This window comes from Nocardia sp. NPDC059177, from assembly GCF_042755165.1.
Lineage (GTDB): Bacteria > Actinomycetota > Actinomycetes > Mycobacteriales > Mycobacteriaceae > Nocardia.
This window is the reverse complement of record NZ_JBHZBX010000030.1, coordinates 26869-52782: the sequence shown is the minus strand read 5'-3', so window position 1 is coordinate 52782 and position 25914 is coordinate 26869. Positions and strand designations below refer to the sequence as shown.

Annotated in this window: 22 protein-coding genes and 1 riboswitch; of the genes, 11 read left to right on the top strand and 11 right to left on the bottom strand. The window is 69.8% G+C overall.

Annotated features, from left to right (window positions below; genetic code table 11):
* Positions 1 to 116 precede the first annotated feature (116 nt).
* Positions 117 to 1673 (top strand): aldehyde dehydrogenase family protein, encoded by a 1557-nt coding sequence (locus ACFXK0_RS27000; RefSeq protein ID WP_379413742.1) that lies wholly within the window; start codon positions 117 to 119, stop codon positions 1671 to 1673.
* Between the two features lie 391 nt (positions 1674 to 2064).
* Positions 2065 to 2961 carry a LysR family transcriptional regulator gene (locus ACFXK0_RS26995; RefSeq protein WP_379413741.1) on the top strand — a complete coding sequence of 299 codons (897 nt, stop codon included), beginning with the start codon at positions 2065 to 2067 and terminating at the stop codon, positions 2959 to 2961.
* On the opposite strand, the gene ACFXK0_RS26990 is transcribed toward ACFXK0_RS26995, so the two are convergent.
* Positions 2958 to 4307: an amidase gene (locus ACFXK0_RS26990; RefSeq protein ID WP_379413751.1), complete on the bottom strand. Its 1350-nt coding sequence runs from the start codon at positions 4305 to 4307 to the stop codon at positions 2958 to 2960. The genes ACFXK0_RS26995 and ACFXK0_RS26990 overlap by 4 nt on opposite strands.
* Positions 4308 to 4580: 273 nt before the next feature.
* Between ACFXK0_RS26990 and ACFXK0_RS26985 the strand changes: the two genes are divergently transcribed.
* Complete coding sequence (locus ACFXK0_RS26985) at positions 4581 to 6896, top strand: protein kinase (RefSeq protein WP_379413750.1); 2316 nt, start codon at positions 4581 to 4583, stop codon at positions 6894 to 6896.
* On the opposite strand, the gene ACFXK0_RS26980 is transcribed toward ACFXK0_RS26985, so the two are convergent.
* The 5 genes from ACFXK0_RS26980 to dacB form a co-directional block, all read right to left on the bottom strand.
* On the bottom strand, positions 6889 to 7761 hold the full coding sequence (locus tag ACFXK0_RS26980) for a GyrI-like domain-containing protein (RefSeq protein WP_379413739.1): 873 nt from the start codon (positions 7759 to 7761) through the stop codon (positions 6889 to 6891). The two genes, ACFXK0_RS26985 and ACFXK0_RS26980, sit on opposite strands and share 8 nt — an antisense overlap.
* Before the next feature lie 86 nt (positions 7762 to 7847).
* On the bottom strand, positions 7848 to 8399 hold the full coding sequence (hpt, locus tag ACFXK0_RS26975; protein WP_379413737.1) for a hypoxanthine phosphoribosyltransferase: 552 nt from the start codon (positions 8397 to 8399) through the stop codon (positions 7848 to 7850).
* A gap of 47 nt (positions 8400 to 8446) precedes the next feature.
* Positions 8447 to 9499, bottom strand: a complete 1053-nt coding sequence (gene tilS, locus ACFXK0_RS26970) for a tRNA lysidine(34) synthetase TilS (protein WP_379413736.1) — start codon at positions 9497 to 9499, stop codon at positions 8447 to 8449.
* Positions 9500 to 9743: 244 nt separating this feature from the next.
* Entirely contained in the window at positions 9744 to 10808 is a 1065-nt protein-coding gene (locus tag ACFXK0_RS26965) for a zinc-dependent metalloprotease (RefSeq protein WP_379413734.1), read from the bottom strand.
* 12 nt (positions 10809 to 10820) lie between these two features.
* Positions 10821 to 12332, bottom strand: a complete 1512-nt coding sequence (dacB, locus tag ACFXK0_RS26960; protein ID WP_379413733.1) for a D-alanyl-D-alanine carboxypeptidase/D-alanyl-D-alanine-endopeptidase — start codon at positions 12330 to 12332, stop codon at positions 10821 to 10823.
* Between the two features lie 155 nt (positions 12333 to 12487).
* Here dacB and ACFXK0_RS26955 point away from each other — a divergent pair, with 155 nt between their 5' ends.
* Positions 12488 to 12976, top strand: a complete 489-nt coding sequence (locus ACFXK0_RS26955) for an inorganic diphosphatase (RefSeq protein ID WP_379413732.1) — start codon at positions 12488 to 12490, stop codon at positions 12974 to 12976.
* A 136-nt stretch (positions 12977 to 13112) separates the two neighbouring features.
* On the opposite strand, the gene ACFXK0_RS26950 is transcribed toward ACFXK0_RS26955, so the two are convergent.
* From ACFXK0_RS26950 to ACFXK0_RS26940, 3 genes are all read right to left on the bottom strand, one after another.
* On the bottom strand, positions 13113 to 14792 hold the full coding sequence (locus ACFXK0_RS26950) for an MDR family MFS transporter (RefSeq protein ID WP_379413730.1): 1680 nt from the start codon (positions 14790 to 14792) through the stop codon (positions 13113 to 13115).
* Positions 14789 to 15286: a MarR family winged helix-turn-helix transcriptional regulator gene (locus ACFXK0_RS26945; protein WP_379413729.1), complete on the bottom strand. Its 498-nt coding sequence runs from the start codon at positions 15284 to 15286 to the stop codon at positions 14789 to 14791. The genes ACFXK0_RS26950 and ACFXK0_RS26945 overlap by 4 nt, the downstream gene beginning before the upstream one ends.
* A 91-nt stretch (positions 15287 to 15377) precedes the next feature.
* On the bottom strand, positions 15378 to 16199 hold the full coding sequence (locus ACFXK0_RS26940) for a crotonase/enoyl-CoA hydratase family protein (protein ID WP_379413727.1): 822 nt from the start codon (positions 16197 to 16199) through the stop codon (positions 15378 to 15380).
* A 105-nt stretch (positions 16200 to 16304) separates the two neighbouring features.
* Between ACFXK0_RS26940 and ACFXK0_RS26935 the strand changes: the two genes are divergently transcribed.
* From ACFXK0_RS26935 to ACFXK0_RS26920, 4 genes are all read left to right on the top strand, one after another.
* On the top strand, positions 16305 to 16781 hold the full coding sequence (locus ACFXK0_RS26935) for a YbaK/EbsC family protein (protein ID WP_379413726.1): 477 nt from the start codon (positions 16305 to 16307) through the stop codon (positions 16779 to 16781).
* A 340-nt stretch (positions 16782 to 17121) separates the two neighbouring features.
* Positions 17122 to 17589, top strand: coding sequence for a flavin reductase family protein (locus ACFXK0_RS26930; RefSeq protein WP_379413748.1), 468 nt, complete (start codon positions 17122 to 17124; stop codon positions 17587 to 17589).
* A 48-nt stretch (positions 17590 to 17637) separates the two neighbouring features.
* Positions 17638 to 17895 carry a type II toxin-antitoxin system Phd/YefM family antitoxin gene (locus ACFXK0_RS26925; RefSeq protein ID WP_379413724.1) on the top strand — a complete coding sequence of 86 codons (258 nt, stop codon included), beginning with the start codon at positions 17638 to 17640 and terminating at the stop codon, positions 17893 to 17895.
* Positions 17888 to 18157 (top strand): Txe/YoeB family addiction module toxin, encoded by a 270-nt coding sequence (locus tag ACFXK0_RS26920; protein ID WP_379413723.1) that lies wholly within the window; start codon positions 17888 to 17890, stop codon positions 18155 to 18157. The genes ACFXK0_RS26925 and ACFXK0_RS26920 overlap by 8 nt, the downstream gene beginning before the upstream one ends.
* Positions 18158 to 18181: 24 nt before the next feature.
* Here ACFXK0_RS26920 and ACFXK0_RS26915 read toward each other — a convergent pair whose 3' ends face one another.
* Entirely contained in the window at positions 18182 to 19498 is a 1317-nt protein-coding gene (locus ACFXK0_RS26915) for an aminotransferase class V-fold PLP-dependent enzyme (protein WP_379413721.1), read from the bottom strand.
* A gap of 48 nt (positions 19499 to 19546) precedes the next feature.
* Positions 19547 to 19661: riboswitch (SAM riboswitch) on the bottom strand.
* Between the two features lie 203 nt (positions 19662 to 19864).
* Here ACFXK0_RS26915 and ACFXK0_RS26910 point away from each other — a divergent pair.
* The 3 genes from ACFXK0_RS26910 to ACFXK0_RS26900 all read left to right on the top strand — a co-directional run bounded on the left by ACFXK0_RS26910 (position 19865) and on the right by ACFXK0_RS26900 (position 25725).
* Complete coding sequence (locus ACFXK0_RS26910) at positions 19865 to 20299, top strand: MarR family winged helix-turn-helix transcriptional regulator (protein WP_379413719.1); 435 nt, start codon at positions 19865 to 19867, stop codon at positions 20297 to 20299.
* Between the two features lie 153 nt (positions 20300 to 20452).
* Positions 20453 to 24370, top strand: coding sequence for a Pls/PosA family non-ribosomal peptide synthetase (locus ACFXK0_RS26905; protein WP_379413717.1), 3918 nt, complete (start codon positions 20453 to 20455; stop codon positions 24368 to 24370).
* A complete protein-coding gene (locus ACFXK0_RS26900; RefSeq protein ID WP_379413715.1) occupies positions 24370 to 25725 on the top strand; it encodes a M1 family metallopeptidase in 1356 nt (451 codons plus the stop codon). The genes ACFXK0_RS26905 and ACFXK0_RS26900 overlap by 1 nt, the downstream gene beginning before the upstream one ends.
* On the opposite strand, the gene ACFXK0_RS26895 is transcribed toward ACFXK0_RS26900, so the two are convergent.
* Positions 25710 to 25895 (bottom strand): hypothetical protein, encoded by a 186-nt coding sequence (locus tag ACFXK0_RS26895; RefSeq protein ID WP_379413714.1) that lies wholly within the window; start codon positions 25893 to 25895, stop codon positions 25710 to 25712. The two genes, ACFXK0_RS26900 and ACFXK0_RS26895, sit on opposite strands and share 16 nt — an antisense overlap.
* Between the last annotated feature and the right edge of the window lie 19 nt (positions 25896 to 25914).

Genomic DNA, 25914 nt, shown 5'->3' with positions numbered 1-25914 from the left:
ATCAGGCGCCGTTGCGTAGGCGACGAAGGAGCAAGCAACGGTGCCTGATCGACGGGACCCAAGGGGGCGCGAACTCGAGCGCGCCAGCGCTCCAACAAACACAGGAGCAACACACCGTGACCGATACCAATACTGACCGGACCGCCTCGGTGATCGAGGTACGTAACCCAGCGACCGGCGCTGTCAGTGGCACCGTGCCGGACACCTCGCCCGACGATGTCGCGGCGGCGGTCCGGGAACTGCGTCTCTACCAGCCCGAATGGGAGGCCATCGGCCCCGAGGGCCGCAAAGAGTGGCTGCTGAAGCTGCAGGACTGGCTCATCGACAACACCGAGCAGCTCGCCGACGTGTTGCAGTCGGAGACGGCCAAGCCGCGCGTGGACGCGCTGATCGATCCGGCTTTCGCCGTCGACCTGATCGGCTACTACGCGCGCCGGGCCGCGAAGTTCCTCGCCGACGACCATCCGTCCCCGCACAGCCCGCTGGCGCGGGTGAAGAGCCTGACCGTCGCCTACCGCCCGCACCAGGTGGTCGGGGTGATCACGCCGTGGAACTTCCCGCTCGCCATGCCGGCGATCGATGTGTTCCCGGCGCTGGCCGCGGGTGCCGCGGTGATTCTCAAGCCGTCGGAGGTGACCCCGCTCTCGGCGGTGGAGCTGGCGCGCGGCTGGGCCGAGATCGGCGCGCCGCCGGTGTTCAAGGTGGTCACCGGGGCGGGCGCGACCGGCGGCGCGGTCGTCGGCAATGCCGACTACATCCAGTTCACCGGTTCCACCGCGACCGGCCGCAAGATCGCGGCTGCCTGTGTGGAGCGGATGGTGCCCTACAGCCTCGAGCTGGGCGGCAAGGATCCGGCGATCGTGCTGGCCGACGCCGACCTGGACCGGGCCGCGCACGGTATCGCCTTCGGCGGCATGTTCAACGCCGGTCAGGTGTGTATCTCGGTCGAGCGGGTCTATGTCGAGGCCCCGGTCTACGACGTGTTCGTGGAGAAGCTGACCGCGGCCGTGTCCGCGCTGCGGCAGGGCGCCGACGGGCGCGCGTCCGCGCACGAGGTGGGCGCGCTGGCCAACGAGAACCAGGCGCGCATCGTGCAGCGCCATGTCGATGAGGCGGTGGCGGCCGGCGCGCGGGTGACCACCGGCGGCAAGCGCACCGGGGTCGGTACTTTCTTCGAGCCGACCGTGCTGGTGGATGTGGATCATTCGATGTCGTGTGTGGCCGAGGAGACCTTCGGGCCGACGCTGCCGGTGATGAAGGTGGCCGATGAGGCCGAGGCGATCCGGCTGGCCAACGATTCGATCTACGGCCTGTCGGCTTCGGTGTGGACCGGTGACAAGCAGCGTGGCGAGCGGGTGGCCCGGCAGCTGAACGCGGGGGCGGTGAACATCAACGACGTCTTCGCGAACCTGTTCAATTTCGCCATGCCGATGGGCGGCTGGGGTCAGTCCGGCGTGGGCGCGCGCTGGGGTGGCGCCAACGGGCTGCGCAAGTACTGCCGCGCCCAGGCCATCACCAAGCCGAAGCTGCCGACGATGGCCAAGGAGCCGCTCTGGTTCCCGTACGACATGAACAAGATCATCTTCTCGCTCGGGGCGATGCGGGCGGCGGGTGCGCGCGGTCTGCGCCGCATCGATCTGCCTGCCTTGTTGCGGCTGAAGGACGGTAAGTAGCAACGGATTCCGGCTGCGGCGAGCGTGTCGCCGCAGCCGATTCTCCGGCCGTGAAACCTGTAAGTGATGAACATCACTCCCCTAACCGCCCGGGGCGCGCTACACCCGGTCGGCAGCGGGATTCCGCGCCCGTTTCCGGGGTCGCCACACAGCCCGCGGCCAGGCACGATGTGTGAATCCCAACGCATTTGCGCTGGTCAACCGTCCAGCGCTACGAGAAGGGTCCCGGGGGTACCGATCTCGGCCAGGAAAACCGGACTCGATGGTGCGGCGCACCATGTCAGGCCATATGCTGTGCGTTACCAACCTGGTGACTGTTTTGATCCACCTCCGCGAACTTCCTTGCCCGTTTCGGCTGGAATTTCCCGACCGATTCTGATAGCAAGGTGCTATGGACCCGCATTTGCGCGATCTGCGGTATTTCGTCGCCGTCGCTGAGGAACTGCATTTCACCAACGCCGCCCAGCGGTTGCACATCGCTCAGCCGACGTTGTCGCGGCAGATCCGCCAGCTCGAACGCCAGCTCGACGTGGTCCTGTTCGACCGCAACCAGCGCAGCGTCGCCCTCACCGTCGCGGGCAAGGAACTGCTCGAAGGCGCCCGCAAGATCCTGGAGCTGTGGGAGGTGACCAACGTCTCCCTGCAGGAAGCAGGCGAAGTGCTGCGCGTCGGTATCCAGTCCGCGCTCGGGCGCGGCCTGCTCAACGATCTGGAGAGCGCCAGCGGACACCGCCTCGCCCTGCACTCCGCCTCCTGGAACGACCCGTCCAGCGGACTCGCGGGCCGCCAGGCCGACCTGGCCCTGGTGTGGCTGCCGCTGCCCGACCCCAACCGCTACCGCTGGCAGGTGCTGCGCACCGAGCCGCGCTGGGTGCTGCTCCCCGAAACCCACCCGCTGGCCGAGCAGGAGACGATCGAGTTCGCCGATCTGCTCGACGAGCCGTTCATCGCCCTGCCCACCGAAGCCGGTGCGGTGCGCGACTTCTGGCTCGGCAACGACGCCCGTGGCGGCCGTGCGGCCAAGATCGGTGCCGAGGCGGCCACCCCCGAGGACAAGCTCGAGGCCGTCAGCCTGGGCCTCGGCGTGTGCCTGCTCGCCGAGAACAATGTGCCGATGTACCGCTGGCCCGGCCTGACCGCCCGCCCGGTCGCCGGACTCACCCCGTGTGAGCTCGCGGTGGCCTGGCGCGCCGACGACTCGCGCCCGACCATCCTGGAGTTCGCCGGTCGCGCCGTCGACGGCGGTTTCTCCGAGCCCACCCCGCAGCCGCAGGCGATCGCGGTCTAGTTCGACAGCTCCAGCTGGGCGGCGAGGCCGAGCAGGGTGGCCTCGCTGCCCGGCGGCCCGGCCAGCTGCGCGGCCAGCGGCGTGTGTGCCTCCGGGTGCACGCCCATCGGCACCGACGCGGCGGGCCAGCCGAGCAGATTCCACAGCCCGGTGAACGGCGCGTAGCGCACCGAAGCGAAAACATTGGCGCCCCAGCCACGCCCGCTCCACCGCCGGGCCTTCGGCGGCGGCGCGGCCAGCGTCGGGGTGATCACCACATCGAAATTCTCGAAGAAGTCCAGCAGCCGGGCCTCGGTCCGGTCGACCTGTTGCGGGCGGACCAGCCCGAGCCTGCGGATCACCCGGCCCAGCGCCAGATGCCGCCGGGTCCGGCGCTGCAACACCGCCGGATTCGGGAGCCGCTCGGCGTCGGCCAGGCCTGCGGTCGGCCAGCGCAGCAGCATGCTCACCGCCGCGTCGCCGTAGGGCAGTTCGACCGGTTCCACCAGATGCCCGGCCGCTGCCGCGCGCGCACCCGCGGTGCGCGCCGCCGCCGTCCAGTGTCGATCCATCCGGACCAGTCGCGACGGCGGAGCCACGGCCAGCCCGACGCGTAGTCGCTGCGGCGCGCGCACCTCGGCCAGATCCGAGCGCCCGGCCAGCACCGACAGCGCCAGCGCCGCGTCCGACACCGTCGTCGCCAGAATCCCGTTCTCGGCCATGCCGCCCCAGGAATCGGCGCCGATCTCGCTGGGCACCACCTGCCGCCCCGGCTTGATCCCGAAGACACCGCAGGCCGCGGCGGGCACCCGGATCGAGCCGAGCCCGTCGTTGCCGTGCGCGATCGGGACCAGACCGGCGGCCACCGCCGCGGCCGCGCCCCCGGACGACCCGCCCGGCGACCGGCCGACATCCCGCGGATTCCGGGTGACCCGCCCGTCCCCGTCGGTGGTCGCCCACAGCCCCAGCTCGGGCATCGCCGTCAACCCGACGACGATCGCGCCCGCGGCCCGCAACCGCGCGACCACCGGGTGATCAGCCGCCGCAGGCGTGGCCGAGGTCGCCGCCGAACCGACGCGCGTGGCCTCCCCGGTCACCGCGATGTTCTGCTTGATCGCCACCGGCACCCCGGCCAGCGGCAGTTCGTCGAGATCGTCGCGCGCCGCCAGCTCCCTGGCCTCGACACGGGCCCGTTCCGAGCGCACGACGGTGAACGCGTTGATCTTGCGATTCTCCGAGGCGATCCGGGTGAGCGCCTCGCCCACCACATCGACGGGCGTGATGGTGCCTGCGCGGACCCGCGCGGCCACTGCCGCGGCCGGACCCCCGATGGGGTATTCGTCGTCGGGTGGGTGGGACGAAATCATCGTCACCTCAGCGTCCGTCACGCCGTCGTCGTCGACGGACTCCCATGCTACCGCTGTGAGGTCCTCGTGCATCTGCGGATTCGCCCCCGTTCGCATGGTCGTCGAAATTCGGGTGATCAGCTCTCGAGGCGCAAGTTATCATTTCGGGAGCGGCTCGAGGGCCCATGGCGTTGGGTGTCGCACGAACCTTTAGGTCGGTTGATGAGCGATAACACCGCAAGCGGTGAACGACCCGACGAAGGTGCCGGTCGTCGGGTCGAGCTGCGCGCAGACATGGTCGATGCGTTCTACTCGGCGTGGAGCCGGACCGCCGGTGAACCGCCCGAACTGGCCGATTTCCTGCCCGACGCGCAGACCCTGCGCAGGCAGGCGCTGCACGAACTGATCCGCGTCGACCTGCGGCACCGCTGGCTGCATCACGCGAGCGAGCACATCGACCGCAAACGGCTCGCGCAGTACTGCGCGGAGTTCCCCGAACTGGATCCGGCCGGACTGCCGCCCGGGCTGGTGTTCGAGGAGTTCGTCATCCGCAGGCACAGCGGCGAGCGCGTCGATCCGCGCGAGTGCCTGCGCGAATACCCGCATCAGGCGGCCAGCCTGCGCGCCCTGCTCAACAGCGACGAACTCGACCAGAGCACCCACCGCAGCGAACCGGCGGTGAACCAATCACCGGACCCGACTCGTACTACCGAGATGACCAGTCCGGAGCTCGACCTCACCGCGACCGCGACCTCGGCAGCCACCGCCGCGGACTCGGTTCCCGATGCGTTCGAACCGCTGGACCGCATCGAGATCGGCCAGCGGATCGGCGATTTCGAACTGCTCACCGGGCTCGGTTCCGGCGCGTTCGCGCGGGTCTTCCTGGCCAGGCAGACCTCGATGCAGCGGCTGGTCGCGGTGAAGGTCTCCGCCGACCGCGGCACCGAACCGCAAACCCTGGCCCAGCTCGACCACGACTACATCGTGCGGGTATTCGATCAGCAACTCCTCGACACCGGCACCACGGCCGGTCCGGACTCGCGCCGGCTGCGCCTGCTCTACATGCAGTTCCTGCCCGGCGGCACCCTGCTCGGACTGCTGCGCTGGGTCCGCGCGACCCCGGCCGGCGAACGCAGCGGCAAACTGCTGCTCGACGCGGTGGACGCGGCGATGGAGGAGAAGGGCGAGATCCGGCCCACCGATTCCAGCGTGCGCGACGAACTGGCCGCGCTGAGCTGGCCGGAAACCGTGGCCTGGCTGGGCCGCCGCCTCGCCGAAGCCCTCGACTACGCCGCCGCGCACGGCGTGCTGCACCGTGACGTGAAACCGGCCAATGTGCTGCTGACCGCCGAGGGCGTGCCCAAGCTCGCCGACTTCAACATCAGCTTCAGCCGCACGGTCGCCGGGACCAGCCCGGTCTCGTACTTCGGCGGGTCACTGTCGTACATGTCCCCCGAACAGCTCGAGGCATGTCATCCCGGCCTCGGCCGCACCGCCGCCGACCTGGACACCCGCTCCGACATCTACTCCCTCGGGGTCGTGCTGTGGGAGTTGCTGACCGGGGCCAAGCCGTTCGACGACAGCACCGCCCAGGAGGGCCACGGCGACGAGACCACCCTCGAGGCGATGCTCGAGCACCGCACGGCGGGAGTCGACGCCGAGGCTCTCGACCGGGTGCCCCCGGACTGCCCCGCCGCACTGCGCCGCGTGCTGCTGACCTGCCTGGAACCCGACCGGTCCCAGCGCTGGCCCGACGGCGCTGTGCTGGCCAAGCAGTTCGAGCTCTGCCTCGACGACCGGGCCCGCGACCTGGTCGACCCACCGCCGCACAGCTGGCGGCTGCGACTGCGGAAGTGGACGCTGCCGGTGCTGGTGCTCGCGATCGGCGTCCCGAACGCCTTGGCCTCCTGGTACAACATCCAGCACAACGAGAACCTGGTGGTGAGCAGGCTCGGCGAGTCCGCCCAGCAGACCTTCATCCTGATCACCGCCGCGGTGAACCTGATCTTCTTCCCCGGCGGCGCCGCGCTGCTGATCTACCTGTCGCGCTTCGTCCTCGGGGTACCGCGCGGCCTGCGCAAAGGCCGCCGCTACGACACCGACACCCTGCTGCGCGCCCGCCACGACACACTGCGTTTCGGTGACCGGGCGGTGGTCGTCGCCTTCTCGCTCTGGGCGGTGTCCGGGCTGACCTTCCCGTTGGCACTACAGCTGGCCACCGGCGACGTCCCCGGCCGGGCCGTCGTGCATTTCCTGGCGTCGCTGCTGGTCTGCGGCGCGATCGCGGTGGCCTACCCGTTCTTCCTGGTGACCTACTACCTGGTCCGCTGCGTCTACCCGGTGTTCCTGCGCCACGGCGAGATCAGCGCCGAGGACGGCCAGTGGTTGCGCGCGTTGAGCAGACGCAGCACCTGGTATCTGGCCGTCGCCGCATCGGTCCCGCTGCTCGCCGTGGCCGGGCTGACCTTCCTGCCGCCCACCGATATCCCGTCGGTGATCATCGCCGTGCGCGTCCTGTGCGTCGGCGGGATCATCGCCTTCGTCACGTCCTACCTGCTGTTCCGTGCCCTGGAGGCCGATCTGAAAGCGCTGGAGCGCGTCGTCAGCTGACCGGTTCCACCGGCAGCCACAGCTCGCAGGTCGCGGTGCGGAAATCGGCGGCGCGGTCGAGCACCGCCACGATCGACGGCCCGGGACGCAGCCGCCACGGGTTGGACGGGAACCACTCGGTCGCCGTCGCCGCCCAGGCCCTCTGCATGGCCTGCGGGTGCGGGCCCTCGGTCCGGAAGACCGCCCAGGCGCCGGCGGGCACCTCGATGACGTCGAGGTCAACGGGTGCGCTGGTATCGGCGGCGACCGCGACCCCGTGCAGGTAGGTCAGCTCGCTGCCCTCGGCACTGTCGGGTTCGAGACCATCGCTGACCTGCAGCAGACCCGCCGGTTCGAGGTTCCCGAGCGCCTTCAGCCGCGCGTGCTCGTGTGGCGGCAGCGCCGCGATGTGCTGCTGGATGTGCGGGTTCACGCCCTCGTGCACGAGCGGAACGCGGGTCGCGTGGCCGATGAGGCGGAAGGCGGGGCGGTCGGCGATACGGGTGTCCATGGGGGTGTTCCCTTCGACGGTCAGGCGGAACCTGAGCTGTGGTTGTGTGCGAAGGGGGCCGCCGTCACGACGGACGTCACCGGGACTGGTGCCGTGCACCGCGCGGAACGCACGGCCGAACGCCTCGGTCGAGCCGTAGCCGTAGCGGACCGCGATGCTCAGCAAGTCGTCCGCACCGCGCACGACATCGGCCGCGGCCACGGTCATCCGCCGCCGCCGGACGTACTCCGACAGCGGCATACCGGCCAGCGCCGAGAACATCCGGCGTAGGTGGTATTCGGTGGTGCCGAGCTCACGCGCCACCTCGGTGACGGTGAGTTCTTCGGTGAGCCGCTCCTCGACGATGTCGACGAGCCGGTTGAGTGCCGAGATCACGCGACCTCCTTCGACCTCAACCTTGGCCGGGCACCCCCGGCCCGCGCCCGACTATCGCGGTCCGATCCGATCGGGCCGGCCGGGAGCTACGAGTAGACCGCGGGGTTCAGGGTGCCGATGTAGGGCAGGTCGCGGTAGCGCTCGGCGTAGTCGAGGCCGTAGCCGACGACGAACTCGTTGGGGATGTCGAAACCCACGTGGGCCACGTCGACGGGGGTGCGCAGCGCGTCGGGCTTGCGCAGCAGGGTCACCACTTCCAGCGAGGCGGGGTTGCGGGTGGACAGGTTGCGCTTGAGCCAGGACAGGGTCAGGCCCGAGTCGATGATGTCCTCGACGATCAGCACATTGCGGCCCGCGATGTCCTTGTCGAGGTCCTTCATGATCCGCACCACGCCCGAGGACGAGGTGGACGAGCCGTAGGAGGACACGGCCATGAATTCCAGCTGGGTGGGAATCGGCAACGCCCTGGCGAAGTCGGTCATGAAGAAGATCGCGCCCTTGAGCACGCAGATCAGCAGCAGGTCGCCTTCGGGGCTGTCGGGCGGGTACCGCTTCGCGACGAGCTCGGCCAGTTCCTCGATCTTGGCCTTGATCTCGGCTTCGGTGATCAGCACCGATGCGATGTCGTCTCCGTACACGGAAGTGGGTGTCCCTTCGTGATGTCGATCCCGACCGGGCCGGTTCATTATGTGGCATCGATACGCGGCTGTGCGCGCACCGTCAGCGTGCCATGCTCACGCGTCACGACCAACCTGTGGGCCCGGCTCCCGCCACCCACCGCGACCCCGCCCTGCCCCCGCCAGCCGCTCACCAGCTCGTCGACAGCTTGTAAATGCGCGTTCTTCACCCCGCTGACGCCCAGGTCGGCCAGCCAGGCCCGCACCGCCCGCCGCCGCAAGGCCGCGGGTGCAGTGAGCAGGATCTCGATCGAGAGCCGGGGGCGTTCGGTGTCGTCGAGGCCACCCGGCGCGGGCGGGAGGGTCGCCGAATGTCGTAGCTCGTCGGCGAGGGCGTCGAGGACAGCTCCGTCCTCACGCAGCTGATCGGCGGTGCGGGCCAAAGCCTGGGCGACCCCGCCGCCGAGGACGTCCTCGAGCAACGGCAACACCTCGGCGCGCACCCGCACCCGGGTGTATCCGGGATCGGTGTTGTGTGGGTCGTCCCATGGCTCGATCCCCAAATCGGCGCACATCCGCACCGTCTGCGCCCGCCGCACCCCGAGCAGCGGCCGCCCCCACGGCGCGTTCCAGGCCGCCATCCCCTGAATCGAGCGACCGCCCGACCCGCGCCCCAACCCGAGCAGCACCGTCTCGGCCTGATCGTCGAGCGTGTGCCCCAGCAATACCGGCCGCCCGTCCCGCACCGCGTCCAGCGCCGCGTACCGAGCCGCCCGCGCCGCCGCCTCGACACCCCCCTCGCGCCCGACCTCCACCGGCACCACCACCGCGTCCACACACCCCAGCCCCAGCGCCTGCGCGGCCGCCCGCCGAGCCACCTCCCCCGACCCGTCCTGCAACCGATGGTCGACCACCACCGCCGTCACGTCCCCGGCCTCGACCACAGCCGCCGCCACCAACGCCAGCGAATCGGCACCCCCGGACAACCCGACGACAACCGGCATCCGCCCGCCCTGCCCGGCCACCCACTCCCGCACGCCCCGCCGCACCGCCAGCACCGCCGCCGTCTCCGGCAACCGCCCCGGAACAGGCGTCGGCCCGGAACCACTCACCCGTCCCACCCCACCCGAACCACCCCGCCCCACCGCCGAACGCTCACGAAATCGGCGACTCGCCCACCACCACCACCACCCGTCCCCCACCGGCCCCCACTCCCACGCACCACCGGCTTACCACCACCCGAACTCATGCATGCAGGCTACCGACTCACCACCAACCTGGACGGTTGATCACCAGGCCCTCAGGTAGATGGCCTCTCGGCCGATAGCTACCTGGAGGCCTGGTGATCAACCGTCCAACACAGGCTTAGGCGAGGACGCGGGTGATCCAGCGGGTGGGGTCGTCTATTTCGTCGAGGAGGGGGAGGGTTTCGGGGTTGGTCCAGATGGTGTTGAAGTCGGTGACGCCTACCCGGTCGACCACGGCGTCGACGAATTTCTTGCCGCGGACGTATTGGGCCACCTTGGCGTCGACGCCGAGCAGGGCGCGCATGACGCGCTGGATCGGGTTGGACGGCTTCTGGCGCCTGCGGTCGAACGCGCCACGGATCTCGGCGACGGTGGGCACCACGGCGGGGCCGACCGCGTCCATCACGTGGTCGGCGTGGCCTTCCAGGAGTGTGCCGAGCATGAGGAGGCGGTCGAGTGCCTCGCGTTGCGGCGGGGCCTGGGCGGCACGCAACAGGCCGACGATGCCGCGGCTGTTGGGGTCGTCGACGGCGTCGGCGGCGCGCCGGGAACGCACTTCGGCGAGCAGCCGGGTGAGCATGTCGCTGAGCGGTTCCTCGCCGACCTCGCTGAGGATGTCGACATTGGTGCGCATGTAGTCGGCCAGCCACGGCGCCGAGGAGAACTGCACGCGGTGGGTCACCTCGTGCAGGCAGACCCAGAGCCGGAAGTCGGACGGGTCGGCGCCCAGCACCTTTTCCACCCCGACGATATTGGGCGCGACCAGCAGCAAGGTGCCGTCGGCGCCGGTGAACGGGTCGTATTGGCCGAGGATCGCGGTGGACAGGAAGGCCAGCATGGTCCCGGCCTGCACTCCGGCCGGTTTGCCGACGAACCGGCCCGTCGGGGTGGTCTCGGTGCCAGTGAGCACGGCCATCGACTCGGCCGCCGCGGCGATCCAGCCGGGCCGGTCGACGATCCTGGCCTCGGGCACCGGCCGGTCGTCGAGCAGCCCGCTGACCTCCCGGACCGGCCCCTCGGCCCGTATCGAGGCCGCCGCCAGCTCGGCGACGGCCTGTTCGGCCACACCGCGGGAGGTGCGCGGCCCGGCGGGGACCAGCGCTGCGCCGGTCCTGGCGGCCAGCCGCCAGTCCACCGCGCCGCTGAATCCCGACGTCGCGCGTCCGGTCTTGTTCTCCGTCATCGCCACCCGCTCTCAGGAGCAACCGCAGTTGCGCAGGGCACCCGCCACCGCGTCGAGTGCCGGCCTGCTGACCTCCGGCAACCTGTCGTTGGACATCAGCGCGAAGGTGAGCACCCGTCCGTCGCGGTCGAGCACATATCCGACCAACGCGCTCGCCACGCTCAGAGTTCCGGTCTTGGCGCGCACCCACCCCGCGCCCTGCCGGTTCTGGGTGACGAAGCGCGGCGCGAGCGTGCCGGTGCCGCCCGCCACCGGCAGGTCGTCGAGCAGTGGCGCGAGAGCCGCTGCCCGCGGGTCGGTTTCGGGCCTGGCCTGGGTGCCGGCCGGGACGACGGCGGCGTCGCCGGTGGGTTCGGCGGCGGTCGCGATGATCGAGTCGAGCAGTCGCGGCGGCACCCGGTCGTCGACGGACAGGCCGCTGTTGTCGGCCAGATGCAGCCCGGTGACGTCGAATCCGGCGGTGCTGAGTACCGCCGTTGTCGCCGCGACCGCGCCGGCGAAGGACGCCTCCTGCCCGGTCGCCAGCGCCAGTTCCCGGCCGATCGCCTCGGCGAGCACATTGTCGGAGTGGATCATCATGTCGTGCAGGCGAACTCGCAGCGGCGCCGATTCCACCTGCGCGATCCGCGCGCCCCGGACCCCCGCCTGACCCACCCGCACTGCCGCAGGGTCGATGCCGAGTTCGGCGGCCAGCGCGCGGCCCGCGTCGAGCGCGGGTGTCGCGGTGCGCGGGGAGTAGTCGGCCGAGGGGTCGAAGCGGCCGCCGTCGAGCATGATCGGTTCGATCGGCGCGATCGAGCCCTCGGGAATGTCGATCGGGTCCCAGCCGGATGCCATGGTCGGGCCCGTGTAGGCGGAGGTGTCGACGACGATCGCGTTCGCCTGCGTGCCCGCGGCCTTGACCTGCGCGGCCAGATCCGCGATCCGCGCGCCGTCGGTGTAGTAGCCGCCGTCGGCCCTGGTGGTCAGGGTCGGGTCACCGCCGGCCACCAGCACCAGTTCGCCCGGCGCCCCGGCGACGATCTCGGTGCTGACCCGCTGCTCGTCCGGCATGGTCAGCAGCGCGGCCGCGGTCAGCATCACCTTGGCCGTCGAGGACGGGATCATCGCCGTGTTCGGCTCTTGGCTCCACAGCACCGTCCCGCTGGCCGGATCGGTCACCTGACCGGCGAAGGAACCGAGATCGGGATTGCCGACGACCGGCGCGAGGGCGGCGGCGATGCCGGCCACCGTCGGTGCGGGCGCGTTCGACTTCGCCGGCGTCACCGCGGCGGCGGGCGGGGTGAGGCGCGGCGCGTCGGCGACGATCAAACCCCCGTGCCGGAATTCCGGCGTCCACGGCTGGGCGATCGCCGCGAAACCGCCCGCGATCACCAGCAACGCGACCACGACCGCCGCGGACCAGATCCACAGCGACCGGCGCCGTGATCGGGTCGTATCCTCATTGCGGTCGATCACGACCGTCGGCGCCTCGCTGCCGTAGGGCGGATGACCCTGTCCGCGCTGGTCCATCACACGCCTCACCGATCCTCGACTGTCGCCCGACACGCCTCGACTGCGCGCGCTGAGCCGCCTGCCGCACCGGTGTTCCAGCACACCACACTATCCTCGTTGCGCAACGGTTCCCCAGACCAGCTGGCGAGTCGGCAGATGAGCACTCGAACGAGCAAGGAGATGGCGTGGAGTTCGACGTCACCATCGAGATCCCCAAGGGCTCTCGGAACAAGTACGAGGTCGATCACGAGAGCGGCCGGGTCAAGCTCGACCGGTACCTGTACACCTCCATGGGCTACCCGGCCGATTACGGCTTCATCGAGAACACCCTCGGCGAGGACGGCGATCCGCTGGACGCGCTGGTTCTGCTGCCCGAGTCGGTCTTCCCCGGTGTGATCGTGGAAGCCCGCCCGATCGGCGTGTACCGGATGACCGACGAGGCAGGCGGCGACGACAAGGTGCTGTGCGTGCCCGCCGGCGACCCGCGCTGGGACCACATCCAGGAACTCGGCGATGTCTCGGAGTTCGAGCTGTCGGCGATCAAGCACTTCTTCGAGCGCTACAAGGATCTCGAGCCCGGCAAGTTCGTGCAGGGTTCGGAGTGGCTGGACCGCGCCGAGGCCGAGAAGGTCATCGACGAGTCCTTCACCCGCCTGAAGGAAGCCGGCCACTGAGCCAGCGGAAGCGAACGTAGAACGGGAAGTCCGAGTACATCGGACTTCCCGTTCTCGTTATCCGATCCGGGTCGCCGACCCCCCGGCGACGACGCGGTCCGCTACCGCGGGTACCGGATACATAGGACACTCTATCCTACGGCTTCGGTCCGGCTTCCTTGCGCGCACCGGACGCTTCGATCCCGCCCTGCATACGCAGCGGGACCTCCTTCCAGAACAGCACCAGCAGCAATGCCACCGCCGCGACCGCGCCCGCGGCCAGGAACACCGTCGACATCGACTCCGCGAAGCCGACCTGGAACGGCTTGGCCAGTTCGGGATCGAGCTGCTGGATGATCGAACTGTCCGCCAGCACCTGCCCGGCGGCGGAGGTGTCGTGGGCGAGCAGCCCCTTCGACAGCGCGACATCGGCGGGGTTGTCGCTGTGCGTGCCGGCGATCACGGCCTGCTGATAGGCCGGGTCGGACGCCGCCTGTTGCATCTCGTCGGTGATGTTCGGGGTGAGCAGCGAGAACAGGATCGACAGGAACACCGCCGCGCCCAGGGTGCCGCCGATCTGGCGGAAGAACGTGGCCGAAGCCGTCGAGACACCCATGTCCTTGGGCGGCAGCGCGTTCTGCAACGCCAGCGTCAGTGGCTGCATCAGGTTGCCCAGGCCGAAGCCGGTGAACGCCATGAAGAGCATCGCCAGCCACAGCGGACTCTCGGCGTCGAGCAGGTGCAGCAGGAGCAGACCGGCGGTGAGCATGATCGCGCCGATCACCGGGAAGATCCGGTAGCTGCCGGTCTTGGAGATCAGCCGGCCCGAGAGGATCGAGCCCGACATCATGCCGAGCACCATCGGCAGCATCTGCAGACCCGCCTCGGTCGGCCCCGCGCCCCGCACCACCTGCAGGTACTGCGGCAGCAGCAGCATGCCGCCGAACATCGCGGCGCCGACGACGAACGAGATCACCACGCCGAGCGCGAAGGTCGTGTTCCCGAAGATGCGCAGCGGGATCAGCGCAGCGTCACCCATCATCTTCTCGATCACGACGAAGCCGATCAGGCCGAGCACGCCGATCACATAGCAGGCCACCGAAGCGGTACTGCCCCAACCCCATTCGCGGCCCTGTTCGGCCACGATCAGCAGCGGCACCAGTCCGACGGCCAGCACCAGCGCACCGCCGAAGTCGATGCGATGGGTGGCGTGCGGCTTGCGCGGCAGTTGCAGCACCCGGGTCACCACCACCAGGGCCAGCAGGCCCAGCGGCACGTTGACCAGGAACACCCAGCGCCAGCCGGTGATCCCGAGGATGGTGTCCTGCCCGGCCAGCAGACCGCCCAGCACCGGACCGAGCACACTCGAGATACCGAACACCGCCAGGAAATAGCCCTGGTAGCGGGCCCGTTCGCGCGGGCTGATGATGTCGCCCATGATGGCCAGCGCCAGCGACATCAGCCCACCGGCGCCCAGGCCCTGGAACGCGCGGAAGGCGGCCAGTTGATACATCGAGGTCGCCAGCGTGCACAGCAGCGAGCCGATGATGAACAGTCCGATAGCGGTGAGGAAGAACGGCTTGCGACCGAACATGTCGGAGAGTTTGCCGTAGAGCGGAGTGCTGATCGTCGCGGTGATCAGGTAGGCCGTGGTCGCCCAGGCCTGCAACGAGTAGCCGTGCAGGTCGTCGGAGATGGTGCGGATCGAGGTCGACACGATCGTCTGGTCGAGCGAGGCCAGCAGCATGCCGAGCATCAGGCCGGACAGGATGGTCAGGATCTGGCGATGGGTGAAGCCGGCGGGTGATTCCGCCGTCGGCGCCGCGGTGGTGGTCACGAATTGTTCTCCGTACAGGTGGCGTTCGGCGTCGCGGGTCTGCTCAGCAGGGCGGGGCGGGCGCGGTCGTAGTCCGCGACGAAGCGGGTCAGCAGGGCCGCGAAGCTCTCGAGTTCTTCCGCGGTCCAGTCCGCGGTGACCAGAGCGATGTTCTGTTGGCGCCGGGTCCTGATCCGTTCGGCCGCCTCGCGGCCTTTGGGGGTGACTTCGAGGACGGTCGCGCGGCCGTCGTCGGGATCGGCGGTGCGAACCACCAGACCTCGCTCGACCAGCTGCGCGACCTGCCTGCTCACCGTGGACGCGTCCGAGTGCACGGCATCGGCCAGTGCGCCCGAGCGCATCGGTCCGTCACAGGTCAGCCGGAACAGCACGACGAATCCGGCCGGGTCGAGACCGGATTGATCCTTGGCCTGCGCCAGCGCGCGGTCGCGCAATCGGTGCAGGCGGACGAGCTGGGTGGCGATCACACCGATCGCCGGTTCGCTCTGACTCACTGGGTTTCACCTTTTACTTGCATCAATCAATTAGTTGTGTGATGCAAGTATGTAGACAGAACGGTCGCCGGGGCAACCGTTTGACCTGCCTTTACTCGCCCTTGAACTCGGGGGCGCGCTTCTGGAACACCGCTGTGATCGCCTCGGTGAGGTCCTTCGACGGCAGGAATGCCGCGTTCCAGGTCGACACGTAGCGCAGGCCGTCGGCCACCACGGGGGCGGTCCGGTGCTCGAGCACATCCTTGATGCCCTGCACCACCAGCGGCGGGTTGTCGGCGATCTCGCGCGCCATCGCACGTGCGGCCGCGACCACCGCGTCCTGATCGGCGAACACCTCGTTGACCAGGCCGATACGCTCGGCGCGGGCCGCGTCGATGTCCTTGGCGGTGTAGGCCAGCTCGCGCAGGTTGCCCTCGCCGATGATGCCGGGCAGGCGCTGCAGTGAACCCATGTCGGCCACGATGGCGACCTTCGCCTCGCGCAGGCTGAACTTGGCGTCCACGCTGGCCAGCCGGATATCGGCGGCGGCGATCAGGTCCAGGCCACCACCGATGCACCAGCCCGAGACCGCGGCCACGACCGGCTTGGCGCACTCGGCGACCGCCGTGATCGCGTCCTGCATATCCCGGATGACCTTGAGGAATTCGGTGCGCGGCGCGACCTTGGCGTCATCGGCCAGCACCGGCGCGAGCATGCCGCCCATCGCCGCCAGGTCGAGGCCGAAGGAGAAGTGCTTGCCCGCGCCGGTGAGCACGACCGCCCGAACCTGGGGGTCGGCGTCGAGCGCACGGAAGATCTCCGGCAGCTCACGCCAGAAATCCGGTCCCATCGCATTGCCCTTGCCCGGCCCGATCAGGGTGACCTGAGCGATATGGTCGGCGATCTCGACGGTGAAGGCTTGCCAATCAGTCATGCACCGAGTCTATTGGCGCCTGGTCAAGCGCGTCGCCGCGCCCTGGCCGAATCCCAAAATCGCACTCCCCCGGCATATTTCCCGCAATCGTCCTACTCTGGAGAGATGCGTAGGTCGTCTCTCCCGGCGGTCGCATGCCGCGTCGCCGACACGCTCATCGCCCGCGGGCATCACGGCGTCATCGTTTCCCCCGAGACGCCGACCCCCACCGCGGCCGACGCCGCCCGCGCGATGGGCGCCGACCCGACCGCCATCACCACCTCCCAGGTCTTCCTCCTCGACGACGACCCGGTACTGCTGCTGGTCGCCGACCACCACGCGGTCGACCTGGCCGCCACCGGCAAACGCCTCGAAGGCACCCTCACCCCCGCCCCGCCCGCCCTGGTCGAGCGGATCACCGGTCAGCCCATCGACGGCACCGCACCGGTCGGCCACCCGACCAATCTGCCCACCTGGGTCGACACCGCCCTGGCCGCGCACACCGAGGTGTGGGCCGCGGGCGGTCACCCGAACACCGTGTTCCGCACCAACTTCCGCGAACTGGTCCGCATCACCGCTGGCCTGCCGATCCAGATCGACTGACCTCCCCCACCGCCGCCCCTTCAACGCCGCAGCCTCCCGCATTACCAGCCCCGCACATCCCGACCTCGAGGAGGGATCGCCGCGAAGCGGCGGTTCGCGCCCGTCCCGTCGATCAGGTGCCGTTGCGTAGGCGACGAAGGAGCAAGCAATGGTGCCTGATCGACGGGACCCAAGGGGGCGCGAACTCGAGCGCGCCAGCGCTCCAAAAACAGGGGCCGCGACCTCGAGCGCGCCAGCGCTCCAATAGCATCGGTCGGTGGGTGATTTACGGCCGAAGCCGGGTGAACTGGTAGTTCCTGACGATCTGAGCGGGATCACCGCCGAGCAGTACCGGGCGTCGATGCGCCACTATCCGGCCGGTGTCACGGTGGTGACGATCGGCGCCGAGCACGGCCCCGTCGGCTTCACCGCGACTTCCTTCGCCTCATTGTCGCTGGAACCGCCGCTGGTCTCGTTCAATATCGCGCACACCTCGTCGAGCCTGGACGCCCTGCGCGCCGCCGACTCGGTGGTCATCCATTTCCTCGGCGAACACCAGCACCACCTGGCCCACCGTTTCTCCCGCACCGCCGCCGACCGCTTCACCGACCGCGCCCTGTGGACCACCCTCGACACCGGCGAACCCGTCCTGCACGGCACCCCCATCTGGCTGCGCACCACCCTCCACCAACTCATCGACATCGGCGACCACACCCTCGCGGTAGGCCTGGTCACCCGAGTCCACGACGAAACCCAACTCTCCCCCTCCGCCGCCCCCCTCCTCTACTACAACGGCAAATACCACCGCCCCACCGCCCTCGACACCTGAGTGCGCATGGTCGTACAATATTTCGTACGACTATCCTGTGAGGCTCGCATGACTGCACTTCCGATCTCCACCGCCCGCCAGAACCTTTTCAAGCTGGTTCAGCAGGTCAACGATGACCACGACACCGTTACTGTCGTCACCAAATCCGGTGAGAATGCCGTGCTCGTCTCCGAATCCGATTGGAACTCCATCCAGGAGACGCTGTACGTCCTCGCGACGCACGGCGGGGTCCGGCTACTCGAATCCGCTCGTGACGCGCGCGAAGGAAAGTTCGAGGCGCACGAGTTGATAGATCCCGATGCCTGACCGCAAGCTGGTCTTCAGCGCGTATGGCCGGGAGACCTACACGTCGTGGCTCACGAGGGACCGAACGGTGCTGAAAGCCGCGAACAAGGTGATCGCCGCCGCGCTTGCCGATCCATTCACCGGCATCGGCAAGCCGGAGCCGTTGAAACACCATCTTGCGGGCACCTGGTCGCGTCGGATCACTCGCGAGCATCGCATGCTCTACCAGGTCACCGACAACGCGATCATCGTCGTCGCGGTCGGCGGGCACTACGAGGAGTAGCCCACCGACCGCGCCAACCCGCCTTCAGCCGATCAGGCAGGGGGCGGCGCCGGTGAGAGGGTCGGGGGTGAGGGGGCGGGTTTCGGGGGTGGGGTTCCAGTGGCCTGCGGTGGGGGCGTAGGTCCAGGTGGGGCCGTGGGTGACCAGGGTGGTGACGGCGTGGATGAGGCGGTCGATGTCGGCGGGGGTGGTGCCTAGGCCGATGCTGGCGCGCAGGGCGGCGTCGAGGCCGAGGCGGGTGAGCAGGGGGTGGGCGCAGAAGCGGCCGTCGCGGACGCCGATGGCGTGTTCGGCGGAGAGGTAGGCGGCGACCTGGCCGGGGGCGTAGCCGTCGACGGTGAAGGCGACGATGCCGACGGTGTCGGGGCTGTCGGTGAAGATGGTGACCAGCGAGACGCCGGGGATCGCGCACAGGCCGTCGCGCAGGCGATCGGCCAGGGAACGTTCGTGGGCGAGGAGTTCGGCCGGGTCGATGGCGGCGATCGCGTCACAGGCGGCGGCGATCGCGGCCGCGCCCAGCACATTCGGCGATCCGGCCTCGTGCCGCTGCGGCGCCGCGGCCCATTCGGCCTCGGCCACACCGACATTGCGCACCGCGCCACCACCGGCCAGATACGGCTGCCCCGCGTCCAGCCAGTCCCGCCTGCCGACCAGCACACCGGCCCCGAACGGCGCGTACAGCTTGTGCCCGGAGAAGGCGAGGTAGTCGATCCCGTTCTCACGCAAGGAGATCCGCCGATGCGGAGCCAGCTGCGCGGCGTCGACGAGAATCCGCGCACCGCACTGGTGGGCGATGGTGGCCAGCCGCTCCAGCGGCAGCACCTCCCCGGTCACATTCGAGGCGCCGGTGACCGCGAGCAATGCGGCGGGCTTGCTGCACAGTTCGGCGACGACGCGCCGGATCGTCTCCTCCACCGTCTCGGCGGCCCGCACCACCCGGCGCCCGCGCGCGGTCCACGGCAGGAAATTGGCGTGATGCTCGATGTCGAGCACCACGGTGTCCCCGGGCACGCACCCGGCCAGCAGGTTCAGTGAGTCGGTGGTGTTGCGGGTGAACACCACCACCTGGTCGTCGCCGGCATCGAGGAACCGGGCGACCGAACCGCGGGCGGCCTCGTAGCACTCGGTGGAGATCCGCGAGGCGTAGCCTGCGCCGCGGTGCACGCTGGCGTAGTACGGCAGCAGCTGTGAAATCCGGTCGGTGACCTGCCGCAACGCCGGCGCGCTTGCCGCGTAGTCGAAGTTGGCGTAGGTGCTGGTGCCGCCCTGCACGAGCGGTACCAGCAGGTCGGCGCCGGAGACGGCGGCCAGGGCACAGGTGGGGTCGATTACTGCGGTCATCACGAAATCCCGTCGGCTCAGGGACTCGTTCCCGAGGAGGGTGTGCCGAGTCCGCGCTTGCCGCGCCCACTGCGGGCGGCGGCCTGGTCGTCACCCGGAGCACCCCACCGCGGAGGAGGGTTGCCGACCAGCTAGCCGGGGCTTGTCGCTGGTACTCGTGACCTGGTCCGAGAGTGACAGACGATCCGGCGGGCTGTCAACCACCGAAATCGGCTCACCGGAATTCGGCTGTCCGCCAGCGCATCCGGCGCGACACGTGATTGCCCTCGAATTGCCCACCCGCCGGGAGACCCGCAACCATCGGACGACTCCACGATGGATCACCCAAATGATTGAGTTCCCCCACTATTTGTTAGAGTGGCCGCCATGTCCACGAACCCGAACGCTGTCCGCGGCCTGCCGCGCTACCCGGTGTACGCGCTCGGACGGCTCAGCAAGGCCCTGCACGCCGCGATCGGCATCCCGCTGCGCGATCACTGGGTGCTCACCTTCATCGCCGAAAACGCCGACCTGACCCAGAAGAAGGTCGGCGAGGCACTCGGCATCGACCGCAGCGAAGTGGTCCGCCTGGTCGACGCCCTGGAAGGCGCAGGCCTGGTGGAACGCACCCGCGACGGCAAGGACCGCCGCAAATACCGGCTGCGGATCACCGACGCCGGCCGCAAACAGTGCAAGCGCACCGACAAGGTGATCGCCGAGGCGACCGCCCGCACCCTGGCCGGTCTCGACGCCGGCGAGCAGGCCACGCTGCACCGCCTCGTCCTCGCCGCGCTCGGCGACACGGCCGATCCGTCGCTGTGATCGACACCGCGGCACACGCCGCGCACGCGGCCCGGCAGACCGTCCGGCGAGTACCGTTGGCATCTGGTGACCATCCCGTTTGCCCTCCGGTAACCCGACCGTGAAACAACAGACACCGATGGGGGTCAACCGATGAGAGGTGGACGTAGCGCGATGCTCGAGCCACACACCGAATTCGGGGCAGAGCTGCTCCGCGACCCGCTGCTGCGCGCCGACCTCGCGGCCGCGCCACGCACCCTGGTCGACATCCTGACCAGCACCGCCCTCGCCCACCCCGACGCGCCAGCGGTCGACGACGGCACGACCGTACTCAGCTACCTGGAGCTGATCGCCGCCGTCGAGACCAGGATGACCGAACTGACCGCGGCGGGCGTGCGACCGGGCGACCGGGTCGGCGTGCGGATGCCATCGGGCACCGCCGGGCTGTACGTGACGATCCTGGCCGTCCTCTACTGCGGCGCCGCCTACGTCCCCGTCGACGCCGACGATCCCGACGAGCGCGCCCGGCTGGTCTTCGGTGAGGCGCGGGTGAGCGCGATCGCCACCGGCGCCGGTATCGAATCGGCCACCACCGCGACCGGCGACGCGCACTGGGACACCCTGCCCGCCCCCACCGACGACGCCTGGATCATCTTCACCTCCGGCTCCACCGGCACCCCGAAGGGCGTGGCGGTGACCCACCGCAATGCCGCCGCCTTCGTCGACGCCGAGGCCCGGCTGTTCTTACAGCGCGCGCCGATCGGCCCCGGCGACCGCGTGCTGGCCGGCCTGTCGGTGGCCTTCGACGCCTCCTGCGAGGAGATGTGGCTGGCCTGGCGTCACGGTGCCTGCTTGGTTCCCGCGCCGCGTGACCTGGTCCGCACCGGCGCCGACCTGGGCCCGTGGCTGATGCGCCGCGAGATCAGCATCGTCTCCACGGTGCCGACGCTGGCCGCGACCTGGCCGGCCGAGGCACTGGAATCGGTGCGGCTGTTGATCTTCGGCGGCGAGGCGGTGCCGCCGGAACTGGCCGAGCGGCTCGCCGGTGGCGCCGAACGCGAGGTGTGGAACACCTACGGCCCCACCGAGGCCACCGTCGTCGCCTGCGCCGCGCAGCTCGACGGCACCATGCCCATCCGGATCGGCCTGCCGCTGGACGGCTGGGATCTCGCCGTGGTCGACCCGCAGGGTAATCCGGTGCCGCAGGGCGAGACCGGCGAACTCGTCATCGGCGGTGTCGGCCTGGCCCGCTATCTCGACCCGGCCAAGGACGCCGAGAAATACGCGCCGATGCCCACCCTCGGCTGGGAACGCGCCTATCGCAGTGGCGATCTCGTCCGCAACGACTACCAGGGCCTGATCTTCCTCGGCCGCGCCGACGACCAGATCAAGATCGGCGGCCGCCGCATCGAACTCGGCGAGATCGACAACGCGCTCCAGCATCTGCCCGGCGTCAGCGGTGCGGCCGCGGCGATCCGGACCACCAAGGCGGGCAACAAGATCCTCGTCGGCTACCTCACCGGCGCCGGTCCCGACTTCGATGTCAAGAAGGCCAGAGAGATACTGGCCGAACAACTTCCGGCGCCGCTGGTCCCCCGCCTCGCGGTCGTCGCCGACCTGCCGACCCGTACCTCCGGCAAGGTCGACCGCGACGCGCTGCCCTGGCCGCTGCCCAGCACCGACGACACCGCCGAGCACGGCCTGCACGGCACCGCCGCCTGGGTGGCCGGACTCTGGGACGCCATCCTCGGTGCCGAGGTCACCGGTCTCGACACCGATTTCTTCGATGTCGGCGGCGGTTCGCTGTCGGCGGCCCAGCTGGTCGGCGCGCTGCGCGAACGGTATCCGCACGTCACCGTGGCCGATCTCTACGACCATCCGCGCCTGGGTTCGCTGGTCGAACTGCTCGACGGGAGCGCACCGGTCGACGCCGTCGACGAGCGCGTCGTCACTCCGACACCCTTGCGCGCGCAGCTCACCCAGGTGCTGGCCACCATCCCGCTGACCACCCTGACCGGCCTGCAATGGGTCACCTGGCTGACCGTCGTCTCGGCGATCGCCGGCTGGTCCGGCTCGCTGCCATGGCTGCCGCGCCTGTCATGGTGGTGGATCGCGCTGGCGTTCATCCTGTTCATCTCGCCGCTGGGCCGGATGACACTGTGTGTCGCCGGCGCGCGCTTGCTGCTGACCGGCCTGCGCCCCGGCACCTACGCCCGCGGCTCCGGGGTACACCTGCGGCTGTGGGCTGCGGTGCGGCTGTCGGAGGCCAGCGGCGCCGAAAGCCTGTCCGGCGCACCGCTGATGGTGCCGTTCGCGCGCGCGCTCGGCGCCAAGATCGGCAAGGGCGTCGACCTGCACACCCTGCCCCCGGTGACCGGCATGCTCGAACTCGGTGACGGCGCCAGCGTCGAACCCGAGGTGGACCTGTCCGGCTACTGGGTCGACGGCGACCGCGTGCACATCGGCGGCATCACCGTCGGCGAGGACGCGGTGATCGGCGCCCGCTCGATCCTGCTGCCCGGCACCAAGATCGGTAAGCGGGCCGAGATCGCACCTGGTTCCGCGGTCTCGGGCAAGGTGAAGGCCGAGCAGGAGTGGGCGGGCTCGCCCGCGGCGAAATCCGGTAAGGCACCGCGCCGCTGGCCCGATCACGCGCCCGAACCCGCCCGGCACTGGCTGCTGGTCTTCGGCGTGTCCTCGATGGTGCTGGCCGCCATGCCGGTGTTCGGGCTCGCCGTCGGCGGTACTTTCATCGCCTGGTGGGTCCGCGAGGAGACCACCATCGGCGCCGCCGCGCTGCACGGTTTCGCCGTGCTGCCGGTGGCCACCCTGCTCAGCCTCGGCGTGTACGCGGTGGCGACGGTACTCGCCGTGCGTCTGCTCGGCATCGGCCTGCGCGAGGGCTACCACCCGGTGCGCAGCCGCACCGGCTGGCAGGTGTGGGCCACCGAACGCCTGCTCGACTCCGCGCGCACCTTCCTGTTCCCGCTCTACGCCAGCCTGCTCACCCCGCTGTGGCTGCGGCTGCTCGGCGCGCGGATCGGCAAGAACGTCGAGGCCTCGACGGTGCTGCTGCTGCCCAAGTTCACCGTGGTCGCCGACGGCGCGTTCCTGGCCGACGACACCATGATCGCCAGCTACGAGCTCGGCGGCGGCTGGCTGCGGATCGGCGAGGCCAAGGTCGGCAAACGCGCCTTCCTCGGCAACTCCGGCATGACCGCGGTCGGGCGCCGGGTGCCCAAGAACGGTCTGGTCGCGGTGCTCTCGGCGGCTCCGAGCAAGGCCAAGGCCGGCTCGTCGTGGCTGGGCAGCCCGCCGGTGCGGTTGCGGCGCGCGGCCGAATCCAGCGACACCTCACGCACCTTCGACCCGCCGCTGCGGTTGAAGCTGGCCCGCGCGTTCGTGGAGACCTGCCGGCTGATCCCGGTGATGGTGACCTTCGCGATCGGGCTGGGCGTGCTGTTCGTGCTCGCGCTGATCGCCCAGCACTCGGACTATCTGGTGGCCGCGCTGGTCTCCGGCCTGGTGCTGATGGCGGCGGGTGCGCTGGCCGGTGCCATCGCGGTGGCGGCGAAGTGGTTGCTGGTCGGGCGGATTCGCGCGGTGGAGCATCCGCTGTGGAGCTCGTTCGTGTGGCGCAACGAGGTCTCCGACGCCTTCGTCGAAACCGTCGCCGCACCCTGGTTCGCGCGCGCCGCGACGGGTACTCCGGTGATGAATCTGTGGCTGCGCGGACTCGGCGCCACGATCGGGCGCGGGGTATGGTGCGAGTCCTATTGGCTACCGGAGGCGGACCTGGTGACACTCGGTGACGGCGCGACCGTGGAACGTGGTTGCGTGGTACAGACCCATCTGTTCCACGACCGGATCATGGCCATGGACACCGTCACCCTCGACGCGGGCGCCACCCTCGGCCCGCACTGTGTCGCACTGCCCGCCGCACATATCGGCGCGGGCGCCACCATCGGCCCCGCCTCGCTGGTCATGCGCGGTGATGTCGTCCCGCCGTCGACGCGCTGGTGGGGCAATCCCATCGCGCCGTGGACCGGCCCCGTCTCGACCGTGGAGTCGAGGCAGCGCGGGGCCGCCTGATGCGGAGCAAGTTCTACGAAGACCCGATCGACCCCTACCTGCCGCAGAACGGCAATCGCGGCTATCGGGTGTCGCGCTACGAGCTCGAACTGAGCTACAAACCGGCCAGCAACCGGCTGGCCGGGCGCGCGGTGATCATCGCGGTCACCACCGCGGTGCGGACCTGGTTCACGCTGGATCTGTCGCAGGCGCTGACGGTGTCGAAGGTGCTCGTCAACGGGTCCAAGGGCGCGAAGTTCGCGCACCAGCACGGCAAACTCTCGGTCACCCCGCAGCAGAAGATCCCCGCCGGCGGCGTCCTGGAGATCACCGTCCATTACGCGGGCACCCCGAAACCGGTGCGTGGGCCGTGGGGCGAGGTCGGCTGGGAGGAACTCACCGAGGGCGCGCTGGTCGCCAGCCAGCCCAATGGTGCCGCGTCCTGGTTCCCGTGTGACGACCACCCGAGTTCCAAAGCGTCCTACCGGATCTCGATCACCACCGACAGTCCCTTCTACGCCATGGCCAACGGCACGCTGATCAGCAAGCAGGCCAAGGCCAGCCAGACCACCTGGGTCTACGAGATGGCCGAGCCGATGGCGAGCTACCTGGCCACGATCCAGATCGGCAACTACCGCAAGTACCGCATCGGCACGCCCGGTGAGCCGGTGCCGATGCAGGCCGTCGTGCCGCCGCGGCTGCGCGCGGTCTTCGAACACGACTTCGCGCGGCAGCCGGAGATGATGGCGCTGTTCACCGAGCGCTTCGGGCCGTACCCGTTCGAGAACTACAGCGTGGTCGTCACCGAGGACGAACTCGACATCCCGATCGAGGCCCAGGGCATTTCGATCTTCGGCGCCAACCACTGTGACGGCAGGCGCGGCTCGGAGCGGCTGGTCGCGCACGAACTGGCCCACCAGTGGTTCGGCAACAGCCTGACCTTGAAGCGCTGGAGCGATATCTGGCTGCACGAGGGCTTCGCCTGTTACGCGGAATGGATCTGGTCGGAGGCCGCGGGCGGGCCGAGCGCCGACCAGCTGGCCAGGGCGGCGCGGGCGAATCTGGCACGTCAGCCCCAGGACATCGTCGTCGGCGATCCCGGCCCCAAGGACATGTTCGACGACCGCGTCTACAAGCGCGGCGCGCTGACCCTGCACGCGTTGCGGCTGGAACTGCGCGACCACCTGTTCTTCGAACTCGTCCGGGAATGGACCGCGCGCTACCGCCACGGCGCGGTAACCACCGAGGAATTCGTCGACCTGGCAGGTCATTACAGTGTGGCGCCGCTGCGCGCACTGTTCGCGCTGTGGCTCGGGACCAAGCCGCTGCCGCAGCTACCGCCGCTGGGCGGGCAGGCGCATCAGAACACCAAGTAGCGCTGCGCCAGCTCCTCGACCAGCGGATCGTCGGAGGGCACCATCTCCAGCGCCTCGAGGTCGTCGGACACCGAGATGCTGCGGGAATCGTCGCGCTCGGGGTCGGGGCCGTCCTCGGCGAGCCGGCGCAACAACTTCTGTCGGACTCGCTCCTTCAGTGAATCGCGCATAGCTCCAGATTGCCCGTCC

Coding starts and splice junctions, on each gene's coding strand:
- ACFXK0_RS26995 (WP_379413741.1), top strand. CDS start 2,065: ATGGACCCGCATTTGCGCGATCTGCGGTATTTCGTCGCCGTCGCTGAG.
- ACFXK0_RS26990 (WP_379413751.1), bottom strand. CDS start 4,307: ATGATTTCGTCCCACCCACCCGACGACGAATACCCCATCGGGGGTCCG.
- ACFXK0_RS26985 (WP_379413750.1), top strand. CDS start 4,581: ATGGTCGATGCGTTCTACTCGGCGTGGAGCCGGACCGCCGGTGAACCG.
- ACFXK0_RS26965 (WP_379413734.1), bottom strand. CDS start 10,808: ATGACGGAGAACAAGACCGGACGCGCGACGTCGGGATTCAGCGGCGCG.
- ACFXK0_RS26940 (WP_379413727.1), bottom strand. CDS start 16,199: ATGACTGATTGGCAAGCCTTCACCGTCGAGATCGCCGACCATATCGCT.
- ACFXK0_RS26935 (WP_379413726.1), top strand. CDS start 16,305: ATGCGTAGGTCGTCTCTCCCGGCGGTCGCATGCCGCGTCGCCGACACG.
- ACFXK0_RS26930 (WP_379413748.1), top strand. CDS start 17,122: ATGCGCCACTATCCGGCCGGTGTCACGGTGGTGACGATCGGCGCCGAG.
- ACFXK0_RS26925 (WP_379413724.1), top strand. CDS start 17,638: ATGACTGCACTTCCGATCTCCACCGCCCGCCAGAACCTTTTCAAGCTG.
- ACFXK0_RS26920 (WP_379413723.1), top strand. CDS start 17,888: ATGCCTGACCGCAAGCTGGTCTTCAGCGCGTATGGCCGGGAGACCTAC.
- ACFXK0_RS26915 (WP_379413721.1), bottom strand. CDS start 19,498: ATGACCGCAGTAATCGACCCCACCTGTGCCCTGGCCGCCGTCTCCGGC.
- ACFXK0_RS26910 (WP_379413719.1), top strand. CDS start 19,865: ATGTCCACGAACCCGAACGCTGTCCGCGGCCTGCCGCGCTACCCGGTG.
- ACFXK0_RS26905 (WP_379413717.1), top strand. CDS start 20,453: ATGCTCGAGCCACACACCGAATTCGGGGCAGAGCTGCTCCGCGACCCG.
- ACFXK0_RS26900 (WP_379413715.1), top strand. CDS start 24,370: ATGCGGAGCAAGTTCTACGAAGACCCGATCGACCCCTACCTGCCGCAG.
- ACFXK0_RS26895 (WP_379413714.1), bottom strand. CDS start 25,895: ATGCGCGATTCACTGAAGGAGCGAGTCCGACAGAAGTTGTTGCGCCGG.